This is a genomic window from Candidatus Wallbacteria bacterium, assembly GCA_028687545.1.
Classification (GTDB): Bacteria; Muiribacteriota; JAQTZZ01; order JAQTZZ01; family JAQTZZ01; genus JAQTZZ01.
In genome coordinates, this window is the sequence record JAQTZZ010000020.1 from 41,563 (window position 1) to 67,432 (window position 25,870).

General features: G+C 48.4%; 16 protein-coding genes. 7 read left to right on the forward strand and 9 right to left on the reverse strand.

The genetic code is table 11. The features are described from left to right. Nucleotides 1-3 precede the first annotated feature (3 nt). The 7 genes from PHW04_10025 to PHW04_10055 form a co-directional block, all read right to left on the reverse strand. Entirely contained in the window at nt 4-444 is a 441-nt protein-coding gene (locus tag PHW04_10025) for a DUF494 family protein (protein ID MDD2716221.1), read from the reverse strand. Next, the gene (dprA, locus tag PHW04_10030) at nt 444-1,493 is read right to left on the reverse strand and encodes a DNA-processing protein DprA (GenBank protein MDD2716222.1); all 1,050 of its coding nucleotides are present in this window, start codon (nt 1,491-1,493) and stop codon (nt 444-446) included. The genes PHW04_10025 and dprA overlap by 1 nt, the downstream gene beginning before the upstream one ends. 6 nt (nt 1,494-1,499) lie before the next feature. Then, nucleotides 1,500-3,245, reverse strand: a complete 1,746-nt coding sequence (locus tag PHW04_10035; protein MDD2716223.1) for a HEAT repeat domain-containing protein — start codon at nt 3,243-3,245, stop codon at nt 1,500-1,502. Next, nucleotides 3,242-4,405 carry a CdaR family protein gene (locus PHW04_10040; GenBank protein ID MDD2716224.1) on the reverse strand — a complete coding sequence of 388 codons (1,164 nt, stop codon included), beginning with the start codon at nt 4,403-4,405 and terminating at the stop codon, nt 3,242-3,244. Before PHW04_10040 ends, PHW04_10035 begins: the two co-directional genes overlap by 4 nt. After that, on the reverse strand, nt 4,402-5,211 hold the full coding sequence (gene cdaA, locus PHW04_10045) for a diadenylate cyclase CdaA (protein MDD2716225.1): 810 nt from the start codon (nt 5,209-5,211) through the stop codon (nt 4,402-4,404). Before cdaA ends, PHW04_10040 begins: the two co-directional genes overlap by 4 nt. A gap of 9 nt (nt 5,212-5,220) precedes the next feature. Further along, on the reverse strand, nt 5,221-5,787 hold the full coding sequence (locus PHW04_10050; protein ID MDD2716226.1) for a nucleoside-triphosphatase: 567 nt from the start codon (nt 5,785-5,787) through the stop codon (nt 5,221-5,223). A gap of 151 nt (nt 5,788-5,938) precedes the next feature. Next, on the reverse strand, nt 5,939-16,534 hold the full coding sequence (locus PHW04_10055; protein MDD2716227.1) for a FlgD immunoglobulin-like domain containing protein: 10,596 nt from the start codon (nt 16,532-16,534) through the stop codon (nt 5,939-5,941). 538 nt (nt 16,535-17,072) lie between these two features. On the opposite strand from PHW04_10055, the gene PHW04_10060 reads away from it, so the two are divergent. From PHW04_10060 to PHW04_10090, 7 genes are all read left to right on the forward strand, one after another. Then, nucleotides 17,073-17,888: a hypothetical protein gene (locus tag PHW04_10060; protein MDD2716228.1), complete on the forward strand. Its 816-nt coding sequence runs from the start codon at nt 17,073-17,075 to the stop codon at nt 17,886-17,888. A 12-nt stretch (nt 17,889-17,900) separates the two neighbouring features. Next, the gene (locus PHW04_10065; GenBank protein ID MDD2716229.1) at nt 17,901-18,830 is read left to right on the forward strand and encodes a hypothetical protein; all 930 of its coding nucleotides are present in this window, start codon (nt 17,901-17,903) and stop codon (nt 18,828-18,830) included. Between the two features lie 116 nt (nt 18,831-18,946). Further along, nucleotides 18,947-19,381: a hypothetical protein gene (locus PHW04_10070; GenBank protein ID MDD2716230.1), complete on the forward strand. Its 435-nt coding sequence runs from the start codon at nt 18,947-18,949 to the stop codon at nt 19,379-19,381. Beyond that, nucleotides 19,378-19,962 (forward strand): type II secretion system protein, encoded by a 585-nt coding sequence (locus PHW04_10075; GenBank protein MDD2716231.1) that lies wholly within the window; start codon nt 19,378-19,380, stop codon nt 19,960-19,962. The genes PHW04_10070 and PHW04_10075 overlap by 4 nt, the downstream gene beginning before the upstream one ends. Continuing rightward, complete coding sequence (locus tag PHW04_10080) at nt 19,959-20,444, forward strand: hypothetical protein (GenBank protein ID MDD2716232.1); 486 nt, start codon at nt 19,959-19,961, stop codon at nt 20,442-20,444. The genes PHW04_10075 and PHW04_10080 overlap by 4 nt, the downstream gene beginning before the upstream one ends. After that, on the forward strand, nt 20,441-21,712 hold the full coding sequence (locus PHW04_10085; protein ID MDD2716233.1) for a VCBS repeat-containing protein: 1,272 nt from the start codon (nt 20,441-20,443) through the stop codon (nt 21,710-21,712). The genes PHW04_10080 and PHW04_10085 overlap by 4 nt, the downstream gene beginning before the upstream one ends. A 55-nt stretch (nt 21,713-21,767) precedes the next feature. Then, nucleotides 21,768-23,093: a M48 family metalloprotease gene (locus PHW04_10090; protein MDD2716234.1), complete on the forward strand. Its 1,326-nt coding sequence runs from the start codon at nt 21,768-21,770 to the stop codon at nt 23,091-23,093. A gap of 187 nt (nt 23,094-23,280) precedes the next feature. Here the strand turns inward: PHW04_10090 and PHW04_10095 are convergent, their stop codons facing one another. After that, a complete protein-coding gene (locus PHW04_10095; protein ID MDD2716235.1) occupies nt 23,281-24,798 on the reverse strand; it encodes a hypothetical protein in 1,518 nt (505 codons plus the stop codon). A 78-nt stretch (nt 24,799-24,876) separates the two neighbouring features. Further along, a partial coding sequence (locus tag PHW04_10100; GenBank protein ID MDD2716236.1) for a clostripain-related cysteine peptidase occupies nt 24,877-25,870 on the reverse strand: 994 nt, incomplete at its 5' end.

Here is a 25,870-nt window from a genome sequence, read left to right on the forward strand (position 1 = left end):
CTTTTAATTCAAGTAAAGTGAGGCAGGGATGAAATCATTGTCTCTATCCCTGATTCCTGAGGTCTGTTCCAGCAGTTCTAGCACTTCGGCGCTGTCAATCTGTTCACTGCTTTCCTGGACGATTTCAAGCAGTTCTTCCATTTCAGACAGAGAGATGTAGCCGTTCACATGAAAATCGAGCAGGAGTCCCTGTGCTGCTGTCGTCAGATTTTTCAATTCCTTCGGGTGCAGCACTCTAAGGGGGTCGTTGACCTTTTTTTCTTTGAGGCGCGGTAGAAAGCTGTGACTGGAAAAGAAAAAATGCAGTGCCGCTTCAGCGGTGTTGGCGTCAAATCCTGCCTGCACCAGTTTGCTGATCACCTGCTCCTTGTTCTCCCTGGGATCGACTTCGGTCTCCGCGATGATCCTGAGAATCTGGGTGATGATTTCCAGAAGTTTTTCCATCATTTCTCCGCTTTGTAACAATTTCCAGGTACTTTCCTGATCATGCCGGAGCTCTCCAGTCTGATCAGGATGCTGGCCAGTGTCCCCTGTGAAAAACCGGATTCGCGCAACAGCCGATCAAACGGGATAGCTTTGCCGGTTTTGATTAAATTAAAAATCAAGGCCTGTTCTTCTGTCAAACCGGTGTTGGTATGTGGTAGTTTTTGAATTTCTGAGCTGTAGTCAGGCAGGACTTCATGCAATATTTCCATCTTCCAGAGGGCTTTCGCCTTGTTTTCGAAGATCATTTTCAAGCAGCCGAGCGATGACCTGTCGGTGATTCTGCCGGGTACTGCAAAGACTTCTCTATGCTGGTTGAAAGCGCAGTTCCCGGTGATCAGGCTGCCGCTTTTCTCCGCGGCTTCTACTATGACAGTCCCCAGAGAAAGTCCGCTGATCAGTCTGTTCCTGATCGGATAATTGAATCTCGTAGGACGTGAATGCGGCAGAAATTCCGACAGCAGAAGGCCGCTGCCGGTAATCTTTTCCATCAGTCGGGTGCTTACATTGGCTCCGGGATCCGCATTGATCCCGCAGGCCAGCACTCCGATGGTCGGGATTTTACACGCAAGTGCTGTTTCGTGGGCTACTGTGTCGATTCCGCGGGCCAGTCCGCTGACGATCGTGTAGCCTTTCTCGGACAGAAGGGTAGAAATGGTGCGGGCTTGTTCTCTGCCATAATCGGTACATTCTCTGGATCCCACTACAGCCATGGCAGGGAGAGGCAGGACATCCAGGTTCCCAAGCAGGAAGAGAAGATAGGGAGGATTCTGGATTTTTTTCAGAAGTTTTGGATATTCTTGAGAAAAAAAACTGATGATCCTGCAATCTGAGAAATTTTCGGCGGAAACTTCGCTGGAGAGGAATGACATCTTTTCTGGAGGGATTGTCTTCCAGATGCTGTCCTGGAAAGAAATCTCATCTGTCGCTTCTTTTAGACGGGCGTGAAAACCCTTGACTGACCGGTTCAAGCCGGCAAGATGGACAATGATTTTCCTCTGATCAGTCATTGCGGCTCATTTGAAAGACTTGTTCAGATCAAGCTGCTTCTGAATCGTTTTGAGGAAGGTGACTGCAGATTCAACCCTGGTACTTTCCAGGAATTTATTCAAAATTTCCGGTCGTTTTTTTCCTTGATCGATCAGGATTTTTTTTACCCTTTCGCGGAGCGGGTCCCTGACATCGTTCCAGCATTTGAACAAGATCGGAGCATACAGATCCGGATCTTCCTGCAGAAGGGAGATGCCTGCTTCGTTGGAGTCCTGATTCTGAGATTTGATCAGCTTCCCGATCTCATCCGGTCCGGCCAGCTTGGCAAGCGATAAGCGTGAAAATTTACGCACCCAGTCATTGCCGTCATTGCTGAGGTTTTCCAGTTTGTCTTTCAGGTCATATAAATAGAGTTGACCGACAAGATAGGCAGCCTGAAATTTTTCGGTCTGATTCCCAAGTTCCAGTTTATGGGATATGATGCGCACTGATTCCTTGCCCATCCGGCTGATCAGGGCCAGGCAATTTTTACGGATCTCAGGGTTGCCGGAAAGAGATGCTTCCATGATCTGATCGAAGAATTCCCTGGTCATTTTGCACAGGATATTAAAAGCGGATTGCTTGACGAAAGGATCCTCGTCTTTGAGCATATCAATATAGAGTGTGAAATTCTCTTTCTTGGGCTGGGAAGTTTTAATGATTGTTGCCATCAGTTTGTCGGCTGTGCTGCCCCTCAGATGTTCTGCAATCACATCGTCAGCAATTTCTGCCTTGTTGGCGATAAAGAGAGCGAAGTATTTAGTGTTCGAATCGATCGGGCTGAACAGAAGGCGCTTGGCCTCAAAGATCAGGCTGGAGTCGTTGGAGTCCAGAATTTTACGGGAAGCGATTTCCTTCAGTTTCAGGTTGCCTTTTGTGAGGCTCTGCAGATAGAGATCCTTGATTTCCTGTTCCGGTTTGTATTCCAGGACATCCAGAATGTTGCAGAGCAGATCAGGGGGAGCCTGCTTGAGCTTGGAAAGCAGAATTGTTTTGCCTGTTTCAAGGAATTTAACCAGTACCTGAGGAAGCCAGTAATTATATTCGTGATTGCCGAGTGTGATAAAATCTCCGAGTAAATCTGCGTATTTAGGACCCAGACTGATCAGGGCATCCCGCACAGCACGCGAAAGAGCGTGGTTCTTGGCGTCTAAAAACCCCACCAGGAACTGGACTGATTCCGGATCGTCCACGCTGCCTATGATCCTGGCAATCAGCGGATTCTTGATGGTAGTGATTTTATCCAGATCCGCCAAAGTCTTACCAGGAATCTGCACGATTATTTCAGCGATCAGTTCAGCGAACACATGATCCGTTTCCAGGCACTTGAACATGATCATCAGAAGTTCTTTCAGCGCTGGACTTCCGATCAATTGTAATGCCAGTACCGCTTTGAGGCGCATCAGATAATTTTCACTCCTGATCAGTTCGATCAGGCTGGAAATTATTTTCCGGTTGCCGCACCTGCCTAGTGCCACGGTCAGCAGAAGTTTTGCGTCAGGGTCTTTTTCCTTGCCGAAAACCTCCACCAGAGTATTCTGAATCGGAAGGTTACGGATTTCCATCACAATCCGCAACAGCTTCATTTTCAGATTCTTATCCGCACTCAGGGAGGCGGCAAGCAGTTTGTGGGCGTTCTCAACGGACAGGTCCGTGAGGATATCCTTCTTGATGGAATGGATTTCATCATCCTGGGCAGTGCTCAGTTCTACCAGAAGTTTATCTAGATTCATGGTTCCCCCTGTTTTGTAATTGAAATCTTTTCGGGTCTGAGCTTCAGAAGAGTGCAGTTTTTCCCTGAAAAATAATTCTGGATCAAACCCTCGGGCACTGCGTCTGCAGTTACTTCCAGTGTCACCGGATCTTGAAGATTCGATAGATCAGCGCACTCGATCTCCGCTTCCACAGTGCATTTAGGCTGGATCGTATAGCCAGGTTCTGCCACCAGCAAGACCGTGATGGTTTTACGGGTCATTTTCTGGACAATCTTGAGGGTGACCATTGCCTCCTTGGGTTGCAGTGTGATGTTCTGGTCTGGAGGAATCAGATTGGACTTGATCTTCAGACTTTGGCTGACATTGGATAAATCAATCGGTTCAGTCCGGACCTCGCTGATCTTGTCTAACAGTTCCGGGATGGCTTTGATCGCGACTGTGTCCGGTTCCAGGATGGTCTCTTTCAACAGGAAATTCTGGGCGAGCGAACCTTTGAAATCAGGGGTTACCCTGACTTTCTTCTCAGGCAGTGTTTTTACTGTGTAAACAACTTGCAGCATGGGAGGGGAGACGATCACGCCTGACTCGATTTTGTTTTTATCATTATCGAGGAGATAAACTTTCAGCGGCAGGTTGAAATTCCCCTGACTCTGGGCTTCGATGAAGATGACGGCATCGTGGATCTGCTCCAGCACGTCCTTTTTTCCTTTGATTGCAATGGTTTTGGGGTTAATTTCCATTTTCTCCAGATACAATTCCTGATTCCCAAGAGTCATGTGTGGGGTGGGAGAGAGGTTTTTGATTTCCAGTTTACCGAGCGATACCCGGACGCTGGATGGGTTGAAAGAGATGATTTCCAGTCCGGCCGGTACATTGGCGGATATTTTGAGGTCATATTCCCCTTCATTCAATCCTTTCAGATTGATCTGCGCTGTGACGTTTTTCTCGATTTCTGCCTCGAGGACTTGCCTTCTGCGTGCCTGATATCTGATCTTGATTTCAGGTAGGGGACTGTTCATGAAATAGATATTCTGATCAAAATTGGTGGCTTGAAGAGTAATTTTCACTTCACGATTGACAAGCGGGTTTTCGGTGATCACTACATAAGCCCAGAGGAAAAAAGCGATCAGGAAGGATACGATTTTAAGTCCGATGTTTTCCCGAAAAAGATTTTTCACGGCTTTTTCACCCTCTTCTGCTTCATTGATTCCTGCCACCAACTCTTGGACTGGAAGAGGCGCTTCATTAACCTGGAAATCACGTCCAGATTCACGTTTTTATAGATTTTTCCCCCCAGGCAATAGGAAATTTCTCCGGTCTCCTCTGAAACGATCAGGGAGAGCGCGTCACTGATTTCTGTAATTCCGAGCGCTGCGCGGTGCCTGGTGCCGAGATTGATGTTAAGATCCGACCTGTCGGTGAGAGGAAGATAGCAGCTGGCGGCCCTTACAGTGCCCTGCGATATGATCACCGCACCGTCATGCAGCAGAGAGGGCGGTGTAAAAATCGTAAGAAGCAGTTCCTTGGAAATCTTAGCATCCAGTATCAACCCCGTTTCAATTATGTCCTGAAGGCCTGTGGTGCGCTCAATCAGGATGATGGCTCCGATCTGGCGTTTGCTTAAAATGTTAAGGGTGGTCACCAGTTCATCCACGAGCTTGGAAAATTCCGGGTAGATACCTAAGAATTTCTGGCCAACTATTGGCGTGCGGCCAAGTTTTTCCAGTGTCTTACGAATTTCAGGTTGAAAGATGATGATCAGGGAAACAATTCCGATCGGGAAGATGTTTTTTAAAAGCCAGGCGATAGTGTGCAGGGGGAACCAGGGTGAAATGGCGAGTGGGGTCAGCAGGATGAAAATTCCAGCCAGAATCTGGAAGGCCCGGGTGTTCGTGATCAGGATAAAAAAATTATACAAAACCAGCGACACGATACAGATGTCGATGATGTCATTTATTTTTATATCTTTGACCAGCTCAAACATGTCTGTATTTTATACGATTGAGGGTTTATTTGAAAGTGAGAAGGAATTATCTGAAAGAACGAGATCAGAAAACTCTTTTTGGGTACCCCCTTTTTCGACCTGGAATTCATGGATGAAACCCGGGGGGATTTCGGAGAAGTATTTCTTTTTTGAAGATTCCACAATTTTTTTTCTGACCACGATCACCAGGGTTTTATCCTGTGTCAGGGCAGCAGTGATTTCTTCTGCCAGCCCCATGCCCTGCAGTTCCAGCAGCCCCAGTTCGTCTATCAACAGCGTGTCGTATTTTCGAAGGTCCTCTCTGATCCTCCGGTTCATCCTTTCGAATGCAGCATCCAGCAGATAATGGCAGTCGAGAATTGTTCCAGGCTGAGATCTGTCGTCAGACATCAGCGGGTATGTATCCCTTGTCGAAAGTTCGTGGACTTGATAAATTTTGTTTCCTGAATCGAAAAGGGGAAGACAGACGAATCCACCGATTCTTTCTTGTTGAGCCTGTGTCAATCCATTGAACCAGTTCCAGAGGAATGTGCTTTTGCCGGAATTGACTGAGCCGGTTACAAGAATGATCTTCAACAGTATACCTATTTAATGTAAAGGGGTTTATAGGTTTATAAGTTTTTAAGTTTATAAGATTTGGAGCTTTCTTCCTAACTTACCAACTTATAAACTTACCCTCTTACAAACTTACAAACCCCTTTTGAATTGTTATTCACTGGCGAAGCCATTATTGCAATACTGCCAATTTAGCGCTCGCCTGAAGGCGCTGTTCACCAGAAACAGCTTCAAGCTTGATCAGATAAGTGCCGTTGGACACTTTTCTTCCACTGCTGTTTCGCAGATCCCAGGTCATGAAGTTTGAACCTGCGGTGATGTCTCCGCTGAAGGTCTTTACTCTTTTGCCTGAAGCATCGTATATTTTGATGGTTACAGAATCAGCAGCTGCGCCGAGTGTGTAGTGAATCATCGTGACGTCACCCGCGGGATTGGGTACCATGTAAACTTTGCTCAGGGTGAATCCTGCGGCGACCCGCAGTGGAGCTTTGACAACGCTCTCGTTCCCGAACAGGTCTCTGACTTTCAGTGACAGGCTGTAATCTCCGCTCTTCAATGTCATGCCTTCCGAGTCGAGAGTCAGGATGCCTGTTTCAGAGTTGTAGGAAGGCTTCAGCGGCAGGTTGTCCGCCGTCAGGCTGATGGAACCCGGGTCGATGCCGACACCGTTGTCAGAGATCTTGAATTTCAACACTGAAAGTCCGGTGACGAACTCCTTTAATTCACCATCCTGCGACAGTGACGGAGGAGTATTGTCCTGGAAATATCCGATAGACGACAGATATCCGACTTCAGCGGTGATTGTGCTGCCGGAAACTTTTTCATGCAGCCATTTCCATTTTCCATTGAGATCCAGGTAGAACAGTCCAGCTTTCTCAACAGGCTGCTGGTTAAGCGAAAAGATGAGCGGCAGTTCCGGTTTCAGTCCGTTGCCGATCAGGTAGGTTGGACTGACTGATACCAGTTCGCCGTCTGTGCTGGAAGGAGCGGAAAGTTTGGCGGGATCAGAGGAGACTCCCCCCTGAGGAAGCAGGAACAGGAGCGTCTGATCCTTGAAAGCCCTTGCCGGATAGGTCAGGCCTGCCAGGCGGTCAGGGGAGCTCAGGCTTCCGCCGGTCGCTCTGGTCTTGACGACAGTGAACGAAACCTCAGTACTGCCTGCGAGATCATCGTGGTCAATGCCTGAAGCTGCAATCACGCCGTCTCCAAGGTAATAATCCTCGGTGCTGACTTTCAGCGTTCCTTTGTAATAAGATCCTGTCAACTGGGAAAGAGTGACCTTGACCGATTCTTTGTTGTTCTGGGTGACCCAGATTTCCGGAATTGAAGCGGATTTAAGGGTTTCTGAAGGCTGGCAGACCAGCATCAGCTGGTCGTTGACCAGAGGGGCGAAGAAGTAACCTATGGCAAAGCCTGGGTGCAGGTTGGAGGTGAATTGCAGATTATTGAGATTGCCATACACATCCTTGCAATTGCTGCCATAGATTTCTATGCTGCCGCCGAATGTGGTGTCGCTGTAATTGATTGTGCCTTCGCCCACATAGAGATTTCCGTTGTAGCTGATCTGAGTCAGCGGGTATCTGGTACCGGAATGGGCCGATGAAGCGAACAGGATCGAAGGTGTTTGAGAAGTGTCCATGTCTGAACTGAAGCGCACTTTTAACTGGACCTTCCATTTCTTGCTATAGGTGGCCTGCACGATCGAATCTACGGAAATGATCTGAGTTACATTGGCTACGATTCTCAGGCTGTTGGAGGAGATGTAATTGACCACATCGCCAGAGGCTGCACTGATAGACGCCGGATAGTTTTTATTATCCAGCAGGACTCCCAGTGCGGTACCTGAGGGAGCGTCGATTGCGGAAGGCGTGCTCATGGCGAAGATAATTCTGACAACTGAGGCTGATGTGCTCTCAAGGGTATCGCCCAGCAGGATTTCGAAGCTGCCCCGGCCGCTCTGGTAGTTGACCACGTATGTGTGCCCGGTAAGAGCCGCTTCACTGGTGACATAGGTGTACTGGGTCGAGCCTACGCTCAGATAGGAGATCACTTCCGATGAGGAAGCGGCTTTGAAATGATAAGTACTGGCAGGAGTGACGATTATCTTGTTGAGTCCGTTGTCATTGCTCTGAACCGTGGGTAGAATTGCCAGATTGAAGGTGATATCCGCAGAAAGCGGGACAGTGTTTGGTGTCACCTCTGCCATTACGCTTGTCGCATTGGCCGAAACCTTGACAGTCCGGTCTGTTGTTCCGTCACCGTTATAATCCTTGGCTTGCGGGGCGATCACTGAAATCGTGTCTCCTGAGTTCCTGATCTGGGATGGGAAGTCGAGACTTGCATACTTCTGAGAAGGAGCGACCAGGGTGATGGTTGTTTGAACTTCGAAAGTAGCGCCGGTCATGAAATCACCTGTTTTGAAGCTCAGGGTATGGCTGGAAGAGTTATAAACCGGGGGTGAGACCGGGTCATAGTAATTGTCATGCAGGGAGTTTCTATAGACCGCGACAGTCGGTGCCGGACTGCTCTGATAAGTGAACTGAGACGGGATAGTGATTTCCACGGAATCGATGCCTGCAAAGGATGAGCCGGGATTTGCGTCGAAACTGATATAGTAGGTATAGGTCTTCGTTTGAGTAGTCAGGGCATAACCCGGCGTGATCCAGGCATAGGCAGTGTTGGGCTTAATGATTGATTTCACGCCTTTCAGGCTGTTGCTGTTGTTGGAATAATTCGGGTCTACGTCGCCTGGCACGCTGATTGTGACTGGCAGAGATCCGGTGATCCCGCTGTTGTAAACATCAGCTGCGAAATTGAACTGGCCCTGTGCCAGTGCAGTAATCGGGAACCAGACCTGGAAAAGGCGGTCGCTGTAAGTTGAGCCGTAAACAGAGCCCAGTGTAATTTCCAGCGTGTTTCCGCTTGCGGATGCCAGAGCTTCACCGGCTGCAGGTGTACCGGAATAGATTGTGTTGAGGTTGACTCCATTGATTGCTATAGTAATCTCGGTAGTTCCCATGGTTGCATTGGAAGTATAGATTTTGAAGCTCTTGATGCCGGCATGGGTGACAGGGATGGAGGGCTTGAAAGTCAGGGTCACTATTTCCCTGCTGTTGACCGTGATGTTTGCAGGGGCGGCTGTGTTATATGGATTGTTGATTTCCAGGGTTCCGCCTGCGATTACTCCCGCTACAGCGATGTTGCTGCTGCCTCCTGAACGGATGTTTGTGACGAGTTTAGGAGAGATGATGGAAGGATTATCGACCCAGAGAGAGAGAGTCTGGCCCGTCGGGTAGTCGAGCACAGAAATTCCTCCGGTTCTGGGAGGCTGAGCCTTGAAATTGATGGTGACGATACGGCTGTCCGTGATAGGTGTAGTGAGGGTGACTTCCTTGCTGTTGATGATTGCCACAGAGTCTGTCCCGATTCCGCTTACCGCTATGGCCTCAACCGTAAGATTCAGATGATTGGGCAGAGACAGCTTGAACTTCTGAATACCTGCATCGCTGCCTCCGGTAAGGGTGGCGTCGACCTGCACCTGATAGTGATGATAGGAAATGGCGTCCAGCGGAGCTACCAGATTTGGTGTGACTGAATAAGCCAGGTTGGTTACCAGGCGTTTTGTGTTCAACTGCTGCTGGACAAAGAGTCCGTTATAAACGCAGGGGACAGGGCTGGAAGCCTGGACATTGTCTACATACAGGTTGAAAGGCAGGACATCGTTGGCTGTGGATGTGGTATGGCCGCTGAAATAGATTTCCACTGTGGCTTTCCTGAGTGTGCTGGTGGTGATGGCATTCTTAAGCCTGATTTCCATTGTGGAACCGCTGACTGAAGCGCTCAGCACTTCTACAGTGGACGAATCAACGATCAGCTGATTCAGGACCGGAGAACTCAGTTTATTATTGGAAGGGAGGATCATGAGTAATCTGTCGACTCCTGTATTGAGAGCATCGACTTCCAGAGTCGTGGTATACCTGAGAGTTACGTCGCTGTCGGTGGATACATTGAATTTTCCGGTCGGGACTCCGTCCATCAGCACTTCCAGTGTCGTCATGGCAGTGGAATTGGCCGGATAGCCGGACTTGATCTCAACTGTGCCTGCAGGGACGAATTCCATATTCTGGGAATTGGCGATGCCGCAGACCAGCTCGCCTGTGACCTCACCTCTGGTGGCGAGCATTTTAAAGGCGATTTCAACCGGCATCTGGCTGACTGAGACTGCGTTGTCCAGCGTGATTTCTATGGTATGTGCACCCGGGAACTGAGCGCTGTTGTAACTGAATCCAACAGTCTGGCTGGCGACCTTGACGCTGGTCAGGGAGAATGCTTCGAATGAGTCCGGGTCCTGCGGGGAAACGAAGTAGAGGCGGAAGAAGTTGATACCCGGGCTGCCTGCAGGGATCAGCGGGCTTACAGTAGCCGTGAGATCGATTTTATTGACTCTGTAGGGATCAGGAGTCATCACTGTTGGAGTGAGTGCGAGTGAGCCTCCGCCTGCAGACTGCATGATATAGAGAGTCTGCGTGTTGGCATTATTCGGATTGGAGTCAGCGTTGCCGACCGCAGTCTGCATGTTGATCTGAGGATAATTCATGCCTGGATAGCAGAAGTCGATCCAGGATTTCTGAGCCTTGCCAGTCAGGTTTTCAGGGCCGCTGTCCACATAGAAAGTGGCCTCAATGGTCTGCGAGAGCTTGAGAGGTTCCGAATCCGAGAAAATCAATTCCGCAGTGGAATTATAGGCGCTGGTTTCCCAGGTGCAGCTCAGGCCGCTCCAGCTGCTTCCTCCAACCAGTGTTCCTCCGATTCTGATTTCCTTAGTGCCCTTGATTTTAAGCCCGTCCAGCAGGATTACAGCCCTGTTGACCCAGGCATTGTTGGTGATGCTGATGGTCGGATAGATGTAATAAGTGACTTCTGCAGAAGTCCGGTTGGGCCAGACGAGATAGGGGTTGATTTCAGCCACTGCCGAGTCTGCCGGTTTCCTGGTCTGAATGTTCAGCCTGCTGAAAATATAGATAGGGGTGTTACCGTCATTGTCTACGCCGTCGATTTCACCTGCGACTGCCTTTACTTCACAGCTGGGATTAGTATAACCTCCAGAATAGGATGAAGTAGTGACATTGTCGGCCTTTACTTCCACAGTAACTCCTGCAGGCGCGTCTACAGCGCTCTTCGCAGTGACTGTGAAGAATACTTCCAGAGTCTTGACCAGGTCTGCTGCATCCAGGTTGTTTCCGCCATACAGCGACAAGGTTGCTGATGTGGGAGTAGTCAGGTCCACTGAAATTGTGAGCGGATGTGTAACGCTTGCCTGGTCTATGTAATCCATGCTGAAATTGCTGGGGGTGGACGGCAGGTTATTGATGATCAGTTTTTCAATGCCTGAGTCGTAAAAGTTGAATTTCGGTGCTAAGGACACTTTCATCTGGAAATCGCGTCCAGGGTAAACGATACGCGGGTTGACTTCAGCTTCCAGGGTAGTGACAGGCTGGAGCCAGCGCACCTCAGCCGTGGCTGCAGGGCTGGTTTCACTGTTGCCGAATGAGAAGGGATTTCCAATGGTGTCGCTGCCTGTGACCCAGAACTTTACTATCCCGGATCTGCCGATATTACCGCAACCCGCAGCCAGATTCACGGCTTTGACAGTCACTGAAATCGTCCCCTGATTGCCTGAAAATGACATCAGGGACGCGGAAAGTGAATTGGACTCTCCGAACGCATCTTTCCAGTAAAGTCTGGTCGAAGTGGTGTCAAACTGATCAGGTTCATAGATCACAAAGTCCGCTTCCACACTGTCTGCATTGCTGTGCACAAGGTCGTTGGTATGGTATTTTAAAAACCAGTTTACAGAATCTATGTTGTGGCACAAGCTCGGATTAGCAGGATCATAGTAATCCTTGATCACGAAGCTGCTGAGCACAGGAGCCTTGAAGTCGATTTCCTTCTTGTAAAGGGAAACGTCTGAAGTGTCCAGTGTGTTCCAGGCCATGTCTGTAACAGATACTGATGTGGTGTCTCCCACCACGATTTCATAAGTGGCGTCTGCAAGAGCCTGTTTCAAGGTAACAGTCATGGTCCGGTTGCTGATGGTATAACCCTGGAATTTTGTGGAAGTACCTGCAAAGATGTCCACATTCTTTGTGTCATAGAAAAGATGCAGGTTGGGATTGACGGACGCCGGTGTGGCTGAGCTGCGTATATTTTCGCTGAAAGTGAGGTAAATCAGCCTGTTGTTCTTGTCATAGACAACTGTCTCCAGGGTGGGACGGATGTTGTCGAAGATGAAACCTTTGTAGTCTGTAGTCACCATTTTGTTCAAGGCTTTGTCATACGCATTGGCGACCTCGACTGTCACGGCGCCTGCTGCAAGCGTGTAGACCGGAGCAGTTGTTTCAACGGTTCCGGAGCGGTAAGTGTCGTTCAAGCGGGCGGTAGTGACAAATGTTCCTTCGGATGTTGAGAACCGGACCACGCTGAGGCCGTCGTCAATGGAAATTTCAGGGGTAAAACTCGTTTCCATGGTATCAGAAAAGATTATTTCTGCAGTCAGTTTCCCGATTCCGATGTAATCCAGCGAGTTATTGAGCAGACGGCCGTTGTGGTACATCTTGAAGGTAGAGACTGTCGGAGCACCAATGTTCACTTCATAAGTGTAACCTGAGGTGACTGCAGTCATCACATTGCCTGCCACGTCATAGGCTCTGGAGATCTGCAACGCCAGGTTGCCCTGCATTGAAGGCACTATGCTCAGCTCACCCGTATATTTTTCATAGACATGGCCATTGATGACTTCAGCAGTATAGCCTTTGTTGGTAAGCGTATAACTTCCAAGCATCACAGTCGGCACTCTTGTGTAATCCATTCCATATTCGACTGTATCTGCTGCTTCTGAAGAGTCATAGAAATAGATGGTGAAGACTGCAGTCTCCTGGGTCAGAATGTTGCCGGAAATGGAAGGTGTGACTGACACAGCCCAGGTGTCGGGAGCTACTATGGGAGCAATATTGTCCAGATAGACTTCCAGAGTTTTCATTGTCAGGTTTTCAGCTGTATCAAAACCATAGAACTGCACTTCGTGCGAGCCTGTGGTCGCTGTATTGGTCGAATGGATCGTCAATGTGCCCTTGTAAATCCCAAGCGGGCTCTCGGCCAGCTCAATCGTGTCTGTCTGCTTGCTGTCCGGCCCATTGGAATTGACAGTGAAGTTGGCGACTTCCACTGATCTCAGGTGCGCTTCGCTGCTGGCCCAGAAATGCATGGTGTCCGTATTTTTGTAAATAAGATCCTCGCCTGTCATAGCGATTTCCAGGGTTGGAGATTTGAAATCTGTGTAAAAGAGTTTGGACAGATTGATTTCCATGGTATTGCCTGCAGCGTCGTGACCGAGCATCACTTCCAGGGAAAGCGTGGCTTCGGAAGTAAAGATGGTACCGTCGATCGTAACGCTTCCTGTCCAGGTTTTGCAGTCGTCGCTCCAGATGATGTTGTCTTTCACTTCCAGGGTCGCCTTGGGATTGATTTGAAGCAGAAATACTTCAGGCGTCAAAGGAAGCGGTGGCGTCAGTGTACTTTCTGTAGTCATAGCTTCTGTGAAAGTGATACCGAAAGTCACTATTTCACCGGAACGGAACCAGTCCGGAGAAGTCGGTTTGATGCTGGAGATTATTGGTTTTGTAACATCCACTGGATACTTATGTGATGTGTCCGGATCAGTTTCCAACGGGTTCCCGTTTTTGTCGTGAGCTCCTGAGATCGACAGCTCTTTGGTGCCGTCGCCGAGCGAGCTTTCGATCGTATAGACTCCGATCCAGGAAGTCTCGGAAGTGGTCCAGCCTTTGTTTGCACCGACAGCAACTACGGTTTTACCGCCGAATTTCACAGTCAGGGTTTCGCTGGTTTTCATGATTTCAGTGAAAACTATTTCAAAGGTGACTTTCTGGTTGAGAATGAAAGGCCCGTCAGCAGGCAGATCTACTCCAAGAGAATGATATGGCTGTGAGGGAGTTGTAACAACTTCTAATGTAGGAGGGGTAGCGTCAATGGAATATTGGAAAGTCGCAGGATCAGGGGTCTGCAGATTGCCTGCTGTGTCCTTAGCGCCGGAAACCGAGAGTTCCTTGGTGCCATTGAAACTTTCGTCAATCGTGATCTGACCGTTCCATTTCTTTTTATCTCCAGACCAGCCCGGATTGGCGGTCAGGGCTTGCCCGTTCAGTGTAATTGTAGGCACAATCGCTATATCCATGGTATCGCTGAACCGGACTTCAAAAGTCGTCAGCCCGAAATGCAGCGGACCTGGAGGAGTCGGCGAGACTTCCACTGTAGGCTGACTGGTATCGACTGCGAAAGTGGTTTCATATGTGTCTGTGGAAAGAGTTTTTCCTTCCAGCCAGTGCCAGACCTGGTCGCGTGCGCCGATGATCAGCAGTTTGCAGTCTCCGTTCCAGCCTGCAGGTATGGCTGATGCGGCTGTCCCTTTCCAGGTAAGACTGTCAGCCTGCCAGCCTCCGCTGGACGGATTTACTAAAATCTCAGGGCTGCTGCTGAATACGAGCGATACTTTCATTTCAGCAGTTGTACTCATTTTTGTCCCATTGGGATCGCTGAAAACTATGGTGAAAGATTCCGATGCTCCCCCGATGAAAGGTGCTGCCGGAAGAGGTGTGACGCTTGCCACTGTAGGATTAGAGGTGTCGAGCACATGCGTAGTGGTATCATTTGGCCTGGCATTTCCTGCTATATCTTTGACTCCTCCTACGGTTAACGTGGAAGTTCCGTTAAATGCGTCATGCGGGACTGTGATTTCTCCTGACCAGATATTGTAAGTATAGTTATTGATCCCGTCATTGTATGTTCCTGTTCCGAAGTAGGTAACAGTGATCGCGCCTACACCTGAAAGATTCGCTACTACCACTGAAGAAGTGTCGATCCCGGTGTTGTACGGGCTTGCACTGTAAGTAGATCCGCCGATATTGTCGTCTTTGTAATAGATTTTCAGGCAGAGCACTTCATCGCTGAATGGCGAATTGTGATTTGTGTCTTTTGCTCTGAGGAGGAAGGCTGAGCAATAAGGGACAGTGGCGTCAAGAGTGATGTCGATAGTGGTGTTCTTACCGTTTCCATAGTAAAAGTAAACTCTGTAAGTTCCGCTTTCCCTGCCTGTAGTGTTCCAGGTGGTAGTATAGCCGTATTCGCTGGAGCCGTATGGTCCGCTTGCAACCATGGCTGTTTGAACCATTGCCGATCCTGCCGATGGGGCTATTTCTCTTACCTCTGCTGTCGCCTTTCCGCCAGTGGTATCGTTTTTAGTATGCAGATAAAGCACAATCTGCTGGCCTGCATGGTATTTTTCGTCGCAGTCAGAAGGGGTAGCAGAATCATAGGTTTCCACGCTGTCCAGATCAGCATCTCCGATACTGGCGTCCACCCAGTATGAATGAGCCGTATCTGTATCCATTGTGTTGCCGACAGTGTCTTTGGCGGTTGAAATTGAGAGCGTACGCGCAGACAGTCCGCCCCAGACGGCAAAGGTTGTGACAGTGACATTGCCGCTCCAATGTGTGGTATCCGAATAGCTTCCGCTCACTGAATGTCCGTCCAGTGTGACGGTCGGAGCGACACTGCCATTCATATCTTTTGAAAAAGTCAGTGCCAGTGTGATTGTGCATTGGGTAAAAGGATGAGAGGCATCAGCTCCTCCAGGAGGATTCGGGGTTGCAACAACACCGGTTACTGTTGGCTTGACAGAATCCACGTTGAAAGTGTGGGTGGCATCAGATGCCATCACATTGCCCATCGTATCCTGGGCATTGGTGATAGTGAGAGCCTGGGAACCACTTTTTCCAGAGGGAATAGTCACACTTCCGCTCCAGTGCGTGGCGTCCTGCCAGGATCCGGCCAATGCAACTCCGCAGAAAGAAGCGCTACAGGCTACACTCTGATTCATGTCTTCGCTGAAGGTGATATTGAAAGTCACGCTCTGTCCGTTGTAAAAAGTGGTGGGCTGGGCCGGGACAGTAGCCACGCCGCTTACAGTTGGAAGATCGGTATTTACAGAATATGACGACCCATTGTATGTATCCATCACATTGCCTGCTCTATCAGTCACGCCGGTGGCTACTATCTGGCAGGAACCATTCAAGCCGGCTGTGCTGCAGCTGCCTGTCCAGGATGTGCCAGACCAGCCAGTGGTGGCTGTAAGTACTGTGCCACTTACTCCACCTAATTTAACAGTCGGTGCAATGGTTGTATCAAGGCCTGAGCCGCCTGTGTCGCTGAAATTGAGCGTGAAGGTGACTGTTTCATTGCCCCAGGGAGCATTTGCATGCACGCTTCCTGAAGCTGATGTGACACCAGTGCAGGTGGGTTTTGTATTATCTAGGATTACACTGGATTGAGATACTGACTGATTGCGGATTTCATCGGTACTGTATAATGAATCAATCGTATATGTTCCCTGAGCTAGGCTTGTGGTATTCCAGACATAATAAAATTCACTGTATCCGATATGTGCGACATAAGTCATTCTTTTTACGCCACTTCCATCAGATACTTCGCAGGTGCCATATTGATAAAGAACAGGCGGATTTGAGGTGTCTTTTTCGGTTGTGAGCAGCTTGATGCGGATGTTTTGTCCTGCATGATAAAATCCGTCATTATCTGTCGGGGTAGCATTATCATAGGTGGACACCGTAGGATAGGCCCAGACAGTGGTTGTAGAAATAAATATCAGAATCAAAACAAGGGACAGAAATCTGCTCATTTATCCTCCGAAACTAAATAATTCCCGTGAAAATATAAAAAGAATCGTGAAAACCCTCTCTTTTCGTGTGCATAAAGACGCCCGAAAATTTCCTGATTCAGGCTCATGCAAATTATATCGGGAAACAGTGAAAAAATATAATATCTGCAAGTTGAAAACGGCTGTTTTCAGAACCGCCTGACCAAAAAAAGAGGAAGGAAGTTTTTAAGTTTGTAAGTTCTTAAGTTGTTAAGAAGGATAACAGGTCACAATTTCTCGAGTTATCATAATCTCAACTTACCCTCTTCTAAACATACCAACATACAAACCTACTGACTTACCAACTTCCTGCATAGAACCTGCCCTTACACGAAACATCGTTTACAAACCATTAGGTTTTCTGGTAATAACATGCAATATTTATTCAGGAAAGGATAAATTTATAGACCCGAATAAAACCCTATGGTTGAGCCAAAGTTGTCAAAATCGTCTTTTCGAGTTATAATTATTACAGATAAGGCATTAGATATAAGAGGAACCTTTGACGTGGGGGTAGTAAATGAATAAGACAAAGCTCAGTATTCTCCTATTATTGATTCTATTTTCAATTCCGTCAATGGCTGTCACAACCAATCCGGTCTGGCTGTATCCGAACCAGAACTATGCCTTCTACGTTTCCCCCACCAAGCTTCTCCGTTATGTCGAAGTCGAATGGAACGACATGGGCGGCAAAGCCATGGGTTACCTCTATGTCAACGGCATGTCCTACGGCGGCTATGACGTGGGCAACGGCATGGTCTACGGCAACCAGATCGTGCCTGACCTCGACGTCTGGACCAACATCAATGTTTTCGCCAATACAGCCTATATCAACATCCAGAACGATACAGTCCAGCTGTATGCCTGCAGAGTTCTATATTGGGATCCTGTTGACCTGTATTCTTCTCCATGGTATTACAACGGCTGGAGCATGACCATCCCGATCGACAAGACCAAACTGGTGCGCTATATTGAGGTAGACTGGCGCAACAACGGCTTCTATACTTACGGCACTCTCTGGGCTAATGGATTCAATTACGGTTCGCTTTCAGTGGATTCCGGAAACTATCTTTATACCAATCTGTTTATCCCTGATACTGACCGCTGGTATATCAATAACTATATTGCAGGCAATGCGATCATTACCCTTACAGGCGGTTCTGCCCAGATATTTGCGGTACGCGTTATCTATGCAGACAATGTCTCGCTCAATCCCTATCCGTTCCCGCAGCTGCCGCCCGGACCGTTCCCGCAGACCATTCCAGGCAGCTATCCTGTGCCTGCTGCCGGATCTCAGCCCACCGGCGGGCCGCATATAGTACCCAGGAAACTCTAAAGGAGGCGGTCAATGAATAAAACTATCCTGCTTTCGCTTCTGCTGCTAACTCTGTCCGTGACAGCCGCCCCCCTGTATCTTCCTGGCGACGCTTATTTTATCAATGTGGACGCCGGACGCGTTGTGCGCTATATCGAGGTGGACTGGCGGAATTTTGACGGAGTTGCCGCCACAGGCACTCTTTATCTGAACAGTGTACCTTACTCCACTCTCCAGGTCGGGGCTGGTTCGAACTACCCCAACACCACAGTTTTCATGCCTGACATCAAACGCTGGGATGGTCTCAATACCTATATTTACAACTCTTACATTCTGATCGGCGGGTCTACAGTGGAGGTTTTCAACAGCAAGATCGTCTATCTTGATTATGTAGACCTGTACAACACCACCTGGTATTATCCCGGCTGGTCCGTATATCTGTCCCTGGATTCCAGCCGAATCCTCCGCTACATCGAAGTGGACTGGCGCAGCGGTTACTGGTGGGGGGCTGCCAATGCAACAGGTACACTCTATTGGGACACCAGCACTCTGGTCGGAGCAAAGAACATAGGGCCTGGAACTTATTTGTTCGGCAATCTCTTTCTGCCGGATTGTGCGCACTGGGGTGAAGAAGATTATGACTACGCCAATTTTCCAGGCATGCACTCATCAGGATTCATTTACATCCAGAACATGCCGGTCCAGATATTTGCCATCAGGATTGTTTACAACGACACAGGGTCTTTCGTGCCCTATCCGTTACCCACCACAGCGGGTGGATCTACCAGCTGGTCGTATCATTATAACCAGTATGTGGAGCCGTCACCTTCTCCCTACTATAACTATCCTTCCTATTCAACTTCCAGTTACAGTCCGCCGGTTCCTGCTTACCCGTATCCGCCCTACCATCCGACAGCTCCGGCCCCGGACAACACCCATCCGCCGAATTTCTCACCAAACTAAACCTGAAATGATTTAATAAAAAAAGGCTGAGAGTGTAAACTCCCAGCCTTTTTTAGTTAACAATTTTGTAAAATCAAGGTATAGTAATATATACAAGCTGCTGACGAGGTGTTTTTTTGCGGGAAAAGCGAGGGTTCACTTATATCGAAGCTCTGATTATCCTGATGGTGGTAGGACTTGGATTGATCCCTCTGATCGATCTCTGGATCACCTCCTACAGGATGAACAATGCAGGATATCAGTATTTGCAGGCAAACCTGACTTCCCAGGAAATTCTGGCTTTATTGAAAAGCGCACAGCCCGAAGTTGTGAAAAAGGCATCGGAAAGTGGTGTTCCTCTCAAATCCCAGGACATCGGATATATCTTTAAGAGTGAATTTCAGAAATTTAATCCCCAGGCAGAGATCAAGGTCAGCGATTACGATCTTACTAACCTCTATCAGGTGGTGATCAGACTCAGCTGGGTGGAAGGAACGAAACGCAAACAGAGCGTCACTTACTACATCCTGAATTTCGCCTCCTGTAATTTCCTGAAAATTGGTGACTTATGAGAGGTTTTACCCTGATCGAGGTTTTGATCTCTTTTGCGATAGTCAGCATTATCTTCGGATCAGTAGTTGGCGTGTTCAGAAATTTCATGTACACCCGGGGGAAGAACGATGACATGATGCGATACAGCCAGGAAATCCAGTTCCTGGAAAAGCAGATCTATCTGGACTGCATCAGAATTTCGCCTGCACTCAGGCTTAATACTAGCGGTGATCTCTTTGTGGCTGGAGAAGAAACCGACCAGCCGATTCCTGAAGAAATTCTTCTCTATGACACTGACGCCAACACGCAGAATGGTTATGAAGTGATGAGGATGTTTCTAGGAACGCTCAGCGCCCTGGACAGGAGAGAAAAAGTGGAATATTCCTTCAAGCAGGAAACCGGCAAATTGATTCGCAAATCAGGCAGCAAGAGTTACACTCTGGGGGAAAATCTTACTGAGTTCCACTTTTTTCCGCTGAAGCGGGGATTGAAACTTACCGGCAAGGAAAAAAAAGGCAAGACAGTCGAGGATTTTTCCACTGCCTTTTCTTTTCTGGACGGTTTTGTCAGGATCGAACCAGGGGGAGAATACACGGAATGATGGCAAAACGCGGGTTGATGGGTCTGGCGGTGATAGTGGTGCTGGCTTTGGCTGCCGCCATTGCCTTAATCTACTGGAAAATGTCGTCTCAGGACCTGTTCATGGTTTTCAGGGAGGGTGAAAAGCTGAAGGCAGTGAATCTTGCCGAATCAGGTTTAAATTATGCTGTGGAAATGCTCAATGAGTCATACTACAGCGGCAAATGGCCTGTGCAGTCTCCAGGTCCCTCGCATCCCAAAGTCAGAAAAGAATTTGAAAACGGTTCTTTCACGATCGAGGACATCCATCCTGCCAGGGAACTTCCGCTCGATGGAAGAATCATGGATAAATTTTTCTTTCATCAGCCTTACAGGAATGGATATGGCACGATTTCAGGATTTTACGATATTTACAGCGTTACAGTTGTGGCCAGAATGAACGCCAGCGGAGTTTCGGTCAAACTTTCCTCCCTGGTGAAAACGATCCAACTGGAGAAAAAATGAATAAATCAGTATTTTTTCTTCTCTTCATCAGTGTCTGCCTTTTTGCGGAGAGCACCCTTCCACTGGGCATGGACATGTCCCTCTCACAACCGGCAGTTGCCGACATCAATGGGGACGGCAAAAAGGAACTTATCATTGGCACTGTGGGTGGAAAGGTGTGGATATATGACTCCAAGACACTGAGCGGAATCCAGGTAGAACACTGGCCTGCGCAGCTTGAGGATGAATTCGGAGCACCACCCCAGGTGATCACCAATCCTAACGGCAGTTTGAGCATCGGCCTGCTCGGCATGAAGGGCAAGTTTTATGTTCTGGACTCCAAAGGCGCACAACTCGGAGAATACGATACAGGATGTCTCAACGGTTCTTACCTCGCCACAGGCGATTACAACAATGATCTGAAACTGGATTTCGCGTTCGGGACTCCGCAGGGTAAAGTTTACAAATTGACGGACACGGCTTCAGTACAGGGACTTCTTCTGGTGGAATCAATGGTGTCCACCAATGTAATGTCATTTGACTGGGACGAGGACGGCCAGAAGGAGACGATCGTCAAGGGAGACGATGGTGTTCTGCATATTTTTAAAAACAACCTGGAAGATAAAAAATTTATTCCAGAGGGGTTGCCCACAGGGAAAAGCATGGGTCTGATGTCCATCAGGGACACCAACAACGACATGAAGCCTTCCCTGGTTTATGAAGTTATCGATAACAGCCAGCGCGTGAATATCCTGAAGGTTTCAACAGATAAGAACTTTGAAGTTTGCGCCAGATTATCCTTGAAGCTCAAATCCAATCTGCTCTATGAAGACTTTGATGGAGACGGCAAGACTGATCTTCTGTTCGTGGACAAGGAAGATCAGGTGCATTTGCTGCTTGGCATGAAGACTGAGGCCAGCGGTTACCCGAAATATGTCACGAATATTCAGGAGCTGTCAGGGATGCTGGAAGCTGCTGACATCAACAATGACGGCAGACTGGAAGTGCTGTTCGCAAGCAACCACGTGGAAAAAGAGGACATGACAGGATCACTGAATGCCTTTTCGCCTCTAACAGGCGACAACTGCAGCGATTTTCCCAGGGAAGTCGGTTATAATAACGGACAACTGCTTGTGAACGATATCAACGGGGATGGCCTCCTGGAAGTAGTAATAACAGGAATGGGTGACGCTGCTTCCTGCGGAATGCCGAATCTGAAGCTCGTGAAGACGGTTGGGCGTCTGCCGTTAAAGACCATAATCCTGGCCCGTGAATTCACGTTTCAATGATTTGTAGGGCCGCTGCTTGCCAGCGCCCGTATTTCAAATGTATAATCCAGATGTTATGAAAAAGACTATTATCGTGATTGTACTTATACTAATGATTCACCCTGCCTCAGCTGCGCCTAATCCGGAAGACTTCATCAAGGCGCTATACCTTCTTCAGACAGCTCAGGTCTGGAACGTGTCGCCTGCAGAAGAAAAGAAGATCGGCAGCGGAGTTTTTCAACAATATTGCAAGCATTACAAGAAGCTGCAGGATCCCCGGAGAACAGCCTGGGTACAGCAGATTTTCGCGAAGCTGGTAGCTCATGCGGAGCGGACCCGAAAAAAAGAAGTGGAGTACCAGCTGGCGATTCTGGTCGACAAAACTGTCAATGCCATGTCTCTTCCGGGTGGATTTGTGGTCGTGTTCACCGGCCTTTTGGACAGGATCGAGTCTGATGACGAACTGGCTGTGATCCTGGCTCATGAACTGACCCATGTCGACAAAAAGCATTCCCTGAAAATGATGAAGAGCGATTCTGCGCTCGGCACATTGGTGCTTCTTGGCACCAAGAACAGTGAATCGAAGCAGGGGCTGGATGCCATCCGGCAATTTGGGATGCTTGCTTATTCAAGGGACGACGAGGATGAAGCCGACACAGGCGGTGTGGCTCTTGCAGCCAAGGCGGGTTACAATGGTTATGCCATGGTCAGCTTCATGGAAAAATTGATGAAACTGGAGGGTCCGGCCAAGGAACCCTGGGAAGAAGTTCTGCTGACCCACCCCCCTTCCAGTCAAAGGGCGCAGGAGCTCATTTTCAAGACCGAAGACGATCCTGGAAAATACAATCTTCAGAAACCGATCTATCTCAGTTATATAGAGGGACGTTCCCTCAGTCCGGCAGAAACAACTTTGATTTCCCCTCTAGCCCGTGATGCCAGGGATTTTTCCACGCAGGGGCTGCAGTTTCAGAAAACGGGAGACACCCGGGAGAAAGAATTTCTCGCCAACACAGCCAGGGAATTTTCTCTCAGTTCGTCCTTAGGAACCATTGAGGAAGGTCTGATTTACAGATTCGAAGTCTGGGCTGATCCCCTGGCACCGGTCACAATGGAAATCAGCTACAAATTCTATGATCAGGACAAGTTGAGAATTTTCCCGGACTGGAAAATAACTGAAACTTTTTCCGGCTACCGCAAACGGGTGGTGCAGAGATTCGGCCCTGAGAAGGAAATCCCGGGCGGTACAAGCTTTGTCCAGGTCTCGATTACAGGAGTCTGCGAAAAGACACCCGGGATATCATTGGAAAACTGGGACCTTTTTTCTGTCGGAAGAGTGGAAAAGAAAAGTGAGCTTAATAAAGTACCTCAATTCCGCATCAAGGGTTTAGAAAAGATCCATTAAAGGATTGCATACCGAATTCAATTATTATCGATTAGTCAATGCAAGAGGTTGGTAAGTTAGTAGGTTAGTATGTTTGTAGGTTGGGAAGGAAACAAGAGAATTTATCCACATACAAACCTACCAACTTACTAACATATTAACTTTTTGGCTCGAACACGCGATTGTATGAAATGCTATTTATAATCCATTAGAACAATATCAGCTGCGCCCGCAGGGCGAGCAGTTCCGGATAGATGTCTTTATAGAAATCCACGGGATGGCCGGCTAAAAGGTTCCATGAATCCTCCAGCCTGTCTGTGAAGGCAAGTACCAGCGCATAGTCGAACGTAAAAGCCGAATCATTTGAGAAAAGCTGAATCAGGTCTCTGCCAAGATTATAAGCACGTTCATAGTCCCCTGAACGGCAATAGCGGAGAAATGTTTCACAATTGTCAGGAGCTGCGTCAGTATTGAAATCCCTGAAGCTCCCCTCGATGAAATCCCTGAATTTCCCTCCTGAAAGAAGAGAGATCTGTTCACCATGCAGCCGGGCATATTCATAAAGGTTATAAATTTTTTCCTTGTGTTCGTAGAGCTTTTTCATGGAAAGCGGGAGTTGTTCGCCAAGCGTTTTAAGGCGGAACAGAGCATTTTCGTAATCACCCTTTTCCTCACAGAGTTTTGTGAGCCGGCTTTGGTAACAGGCATTCATCAGCTGGGAAATAGTATATAGAGTCCTGTAGCCCTGAAAATCTTTCCTGGTTTCGCGGATCAGACTCATGTATCTGACTGCTTTCATGATGTAGGGAGAAATTTCTCCGTTTTCTTCAAACCAGAAGAGACCCATTTTCCATATTTTTTCGGCGTTGTCGTAATCCTGTTTCTGAAAACAGCTGAGCCCTTTATCAAAATCCTCGTGGAATGATCCTTCCCGCCAGGAAAGGCGGGAAGCGAAACTTCCGTTTTCCTGAACCTTGGTTTCTGTCTGCTTTTGTGACTCTCTCTGAGCGAAGACTTCTCTGGTTTCCATTACTTCCAGGGTGGCTTTCTTGGCAGCTTCGGCCAGGGTGTTGACTGCAGTGAGCTCTTCCTGAGCCCGCTTGAAGGAAGGGTCGAGCAGGCAGGCGTTTTTCAGAGCTTTTGAGGACTCCCCGTATGCTTTGAACTCGCGCAGTACAAGCCCCAGGTGATAATAAAGGCTTGCTGAACCGGGGAGCTTTGGAAGAAGATTCTGCAGCAGGGTCAGGGCTTCCTTGCTCCGGTTGTTTTTACACAGGGCATAAGCATAGGTTTCCTGAAAATTCAGGTTGTTTGGACTGAGCTTGATTGTCTGTTCGCAATAATCAAGCGCAAGCGGCAGCAGCCTGCCGTCATCCAGATAAATACAGGCGAGATTGTTCAAGGCTTCAGCGCAGTGATCATTAAGATCAAAAGCCTTTTTATAAGCCACTTCAGCCTTGTCGCGGTAATTCAGGTTTTCCAGAGTCACGCCAAGCAAAAAATAACCTTCTGAGTCTGCCGGATTTTTTTTGAGATGCTCTGCGAGTTTTTTATAGGCCTGGGAGTATTTCTTTTCAGCGAGCAGAGTTTTAGCTTGAACTTTAGGGTCTTTAGAGTCCCTGTATTTGCTGAAAATTTTTTCGATATCTACCTGGCTGTTGGAAGTTGAAACGCAGGGTCGGACCAGGAGCAGCAATAAAATTGAAATCAGGATTCTGGCACTCATGAAAAAATCATACCATATTGGAGACAAAATCGAAAATAAAAACCCTCCGCTCTGAGAGGCTTTGAAGCAGGAAGAAACTTAATTCAGGATACTCAGAGACTTGTCATAAGCAGGTAGAGCTTTAGAGTACAGGGAATTTTTCAGGTATTGCCTGATATCGTCATGCACGATTCTAATTGCTACTGAATCGCTGTTGAGGAGGCTGGCCGATTCCGGATTGCCGGAATTGATGTCTCCGATTACGCATGATTCCACAAGCTCGATCAGCTGCTCGATCTCATAGCCGAGTTTGGTGCTTCTGTCTGCATTTTTCTCGGCAGAAAGCTGTTTTTCCAGGGCAAGCAGCTGCCTGATTTTTACTGCGGTGTCGAATGCGGGTGACGGAACGGTTTTGTGATTAAGACTTTCGATGAAATCAGGCCATCTGGTATCCCTGCCGAATTTCAGGGTTCTGTATTCGATCCTGCTGCTCTTGTTTATGCCGGGTATGTAAATGGAAAGTCCTTCGGCTTTTGCCACAGGCCCGCCTGTGTTGCCTGAACTGATGATCAGTGGGGCAGTTCCATCCTTGAGCGCGGAAAGCACCTGATCTGCTTTGACCAGGATTGGCCCGTCCTTAATTCTTGTCTTGAGCTCTCGGATGAAATCATACAGATCCTTGTATTCAGTTTTAAGGAAGGACTGGGAATTCTTAGCGGAGTCTGTGCAGATGCTTTTCAGAGACTGATTCTGGATCAGCCCGGTGAAATCGTTGAACAGCGGGATGAAAGAGTCAAACTTACTCTGGTCGACTGCCGCGAAAGTGGCCTTGCTGTAGCTGCCGATGTATGAGGTTACATAGGCTTCTGTGAGCTTCTTCGCGGCGTCGGACGGCGACATGTCCGGATTCGCTGCCAGCAGGCCGAGCCAGACATCGTAAGGGAAGCCCTTTCCAGGCACAGCTTCCTCGGAAAACACCACGTAATCCGTAGAACCTTTCGTCTCATAAGCGACTTCGATCATGCCCATCAGGCAGGCGTCGTAGCCGAGAATATCGACATTGCGGCCGACGAGCTGGCGCATGGCTTTGGTG

What these genes read in the sequence shown, in the direction of transcription:
- PHW04_10095 (MDD2716235.1), bottom strand. Translation starts at nt 24,798, where the DNA reads ATGAGTGCCAGAATCCTGATTTCAATTTTATTGCTGCTCCTGGTCCGA.
- PHW04_10035 (MDD2716223.1), bottom strand. Translation starts at nt 3,245, where the DNA reads ATGAATCTAGATAAACTTCTGGTAGAACTGAGCACTGCCCAGGATGAT.
- PHW04_10025 (MDD2716221.1), bottom strand. Translation starts at nt 444, where the DNA reads ATGGAAAAACTTCTGGAAATCATCACCCAGATTCTCAGGATCATCGCG.
- PHW04_10075 (MDD2716231.1), top strand. Translation starts at nt 19,378, where the DNA reads ATGAGAGGTTTTACCCTGATCGAGGTTTTGATCTCTTTTGCGATAGTC.
- PHW04_10055 (MDD2716227.1), bottom strand. Translation starts at nt 16,534, where the DNA reads ATGAGCAGATTTCTGTCCCTTGTTTTGATTCTGATATTTATTTCTACA.
- cdaA (MDD2716225.1), bottom strand. Translation starts at nt 5,211, where the DNA reads ATGTTTGAGCTGGTCAAAGATATAAAAATAAATGACATCATCGACATC.
- dprA (MDD2716222.1), bottom strand. Translation starts at nt 1,493, where the DNA reads ATGACTGATCAGAGGAAAATCATTGTCCATCTTGCCGGCTTGAACCGG.
- PHW04_10085 (MDD2716233.1), top strand. Translation starts at nt 20,441, where the DNA reads ATGAATAAATCAGTATTTTTTCTTCTCTTCATCAGTGTCTGCCTTTTT.
- PHW04_10090 (MDD2716234.1), top strand. Translation starts at nt 21,768, where the DNA reads ATGAAAAAGACTATTATCGTGATTGTACTTATACTAATGATTCACCCT.
- PHW04_10060 (MDD2716228.1), top strand. Translation starts at nt 17,073, where the DNA reads ATGAATAAGACAAAGCTCAGTATTCTCCTATTATTGATTCTATTTTCA.
- PHW04_10080 (MDD2716232.1), top strand. Translation starts at nt 19,959, where the DNA reads ATGATGGCAAAACGCGGGTTGATGGGTCTGGCGGTGATAGTGGTGCTG.
- PHW04_10065 (MDD2716229.1), top strand. Translation starts at nt 17,901, where the DNA reads ATGAATAAAACTATCCTGCTTTCGCTTCTGCTGCTAACTCTGTCCGTG.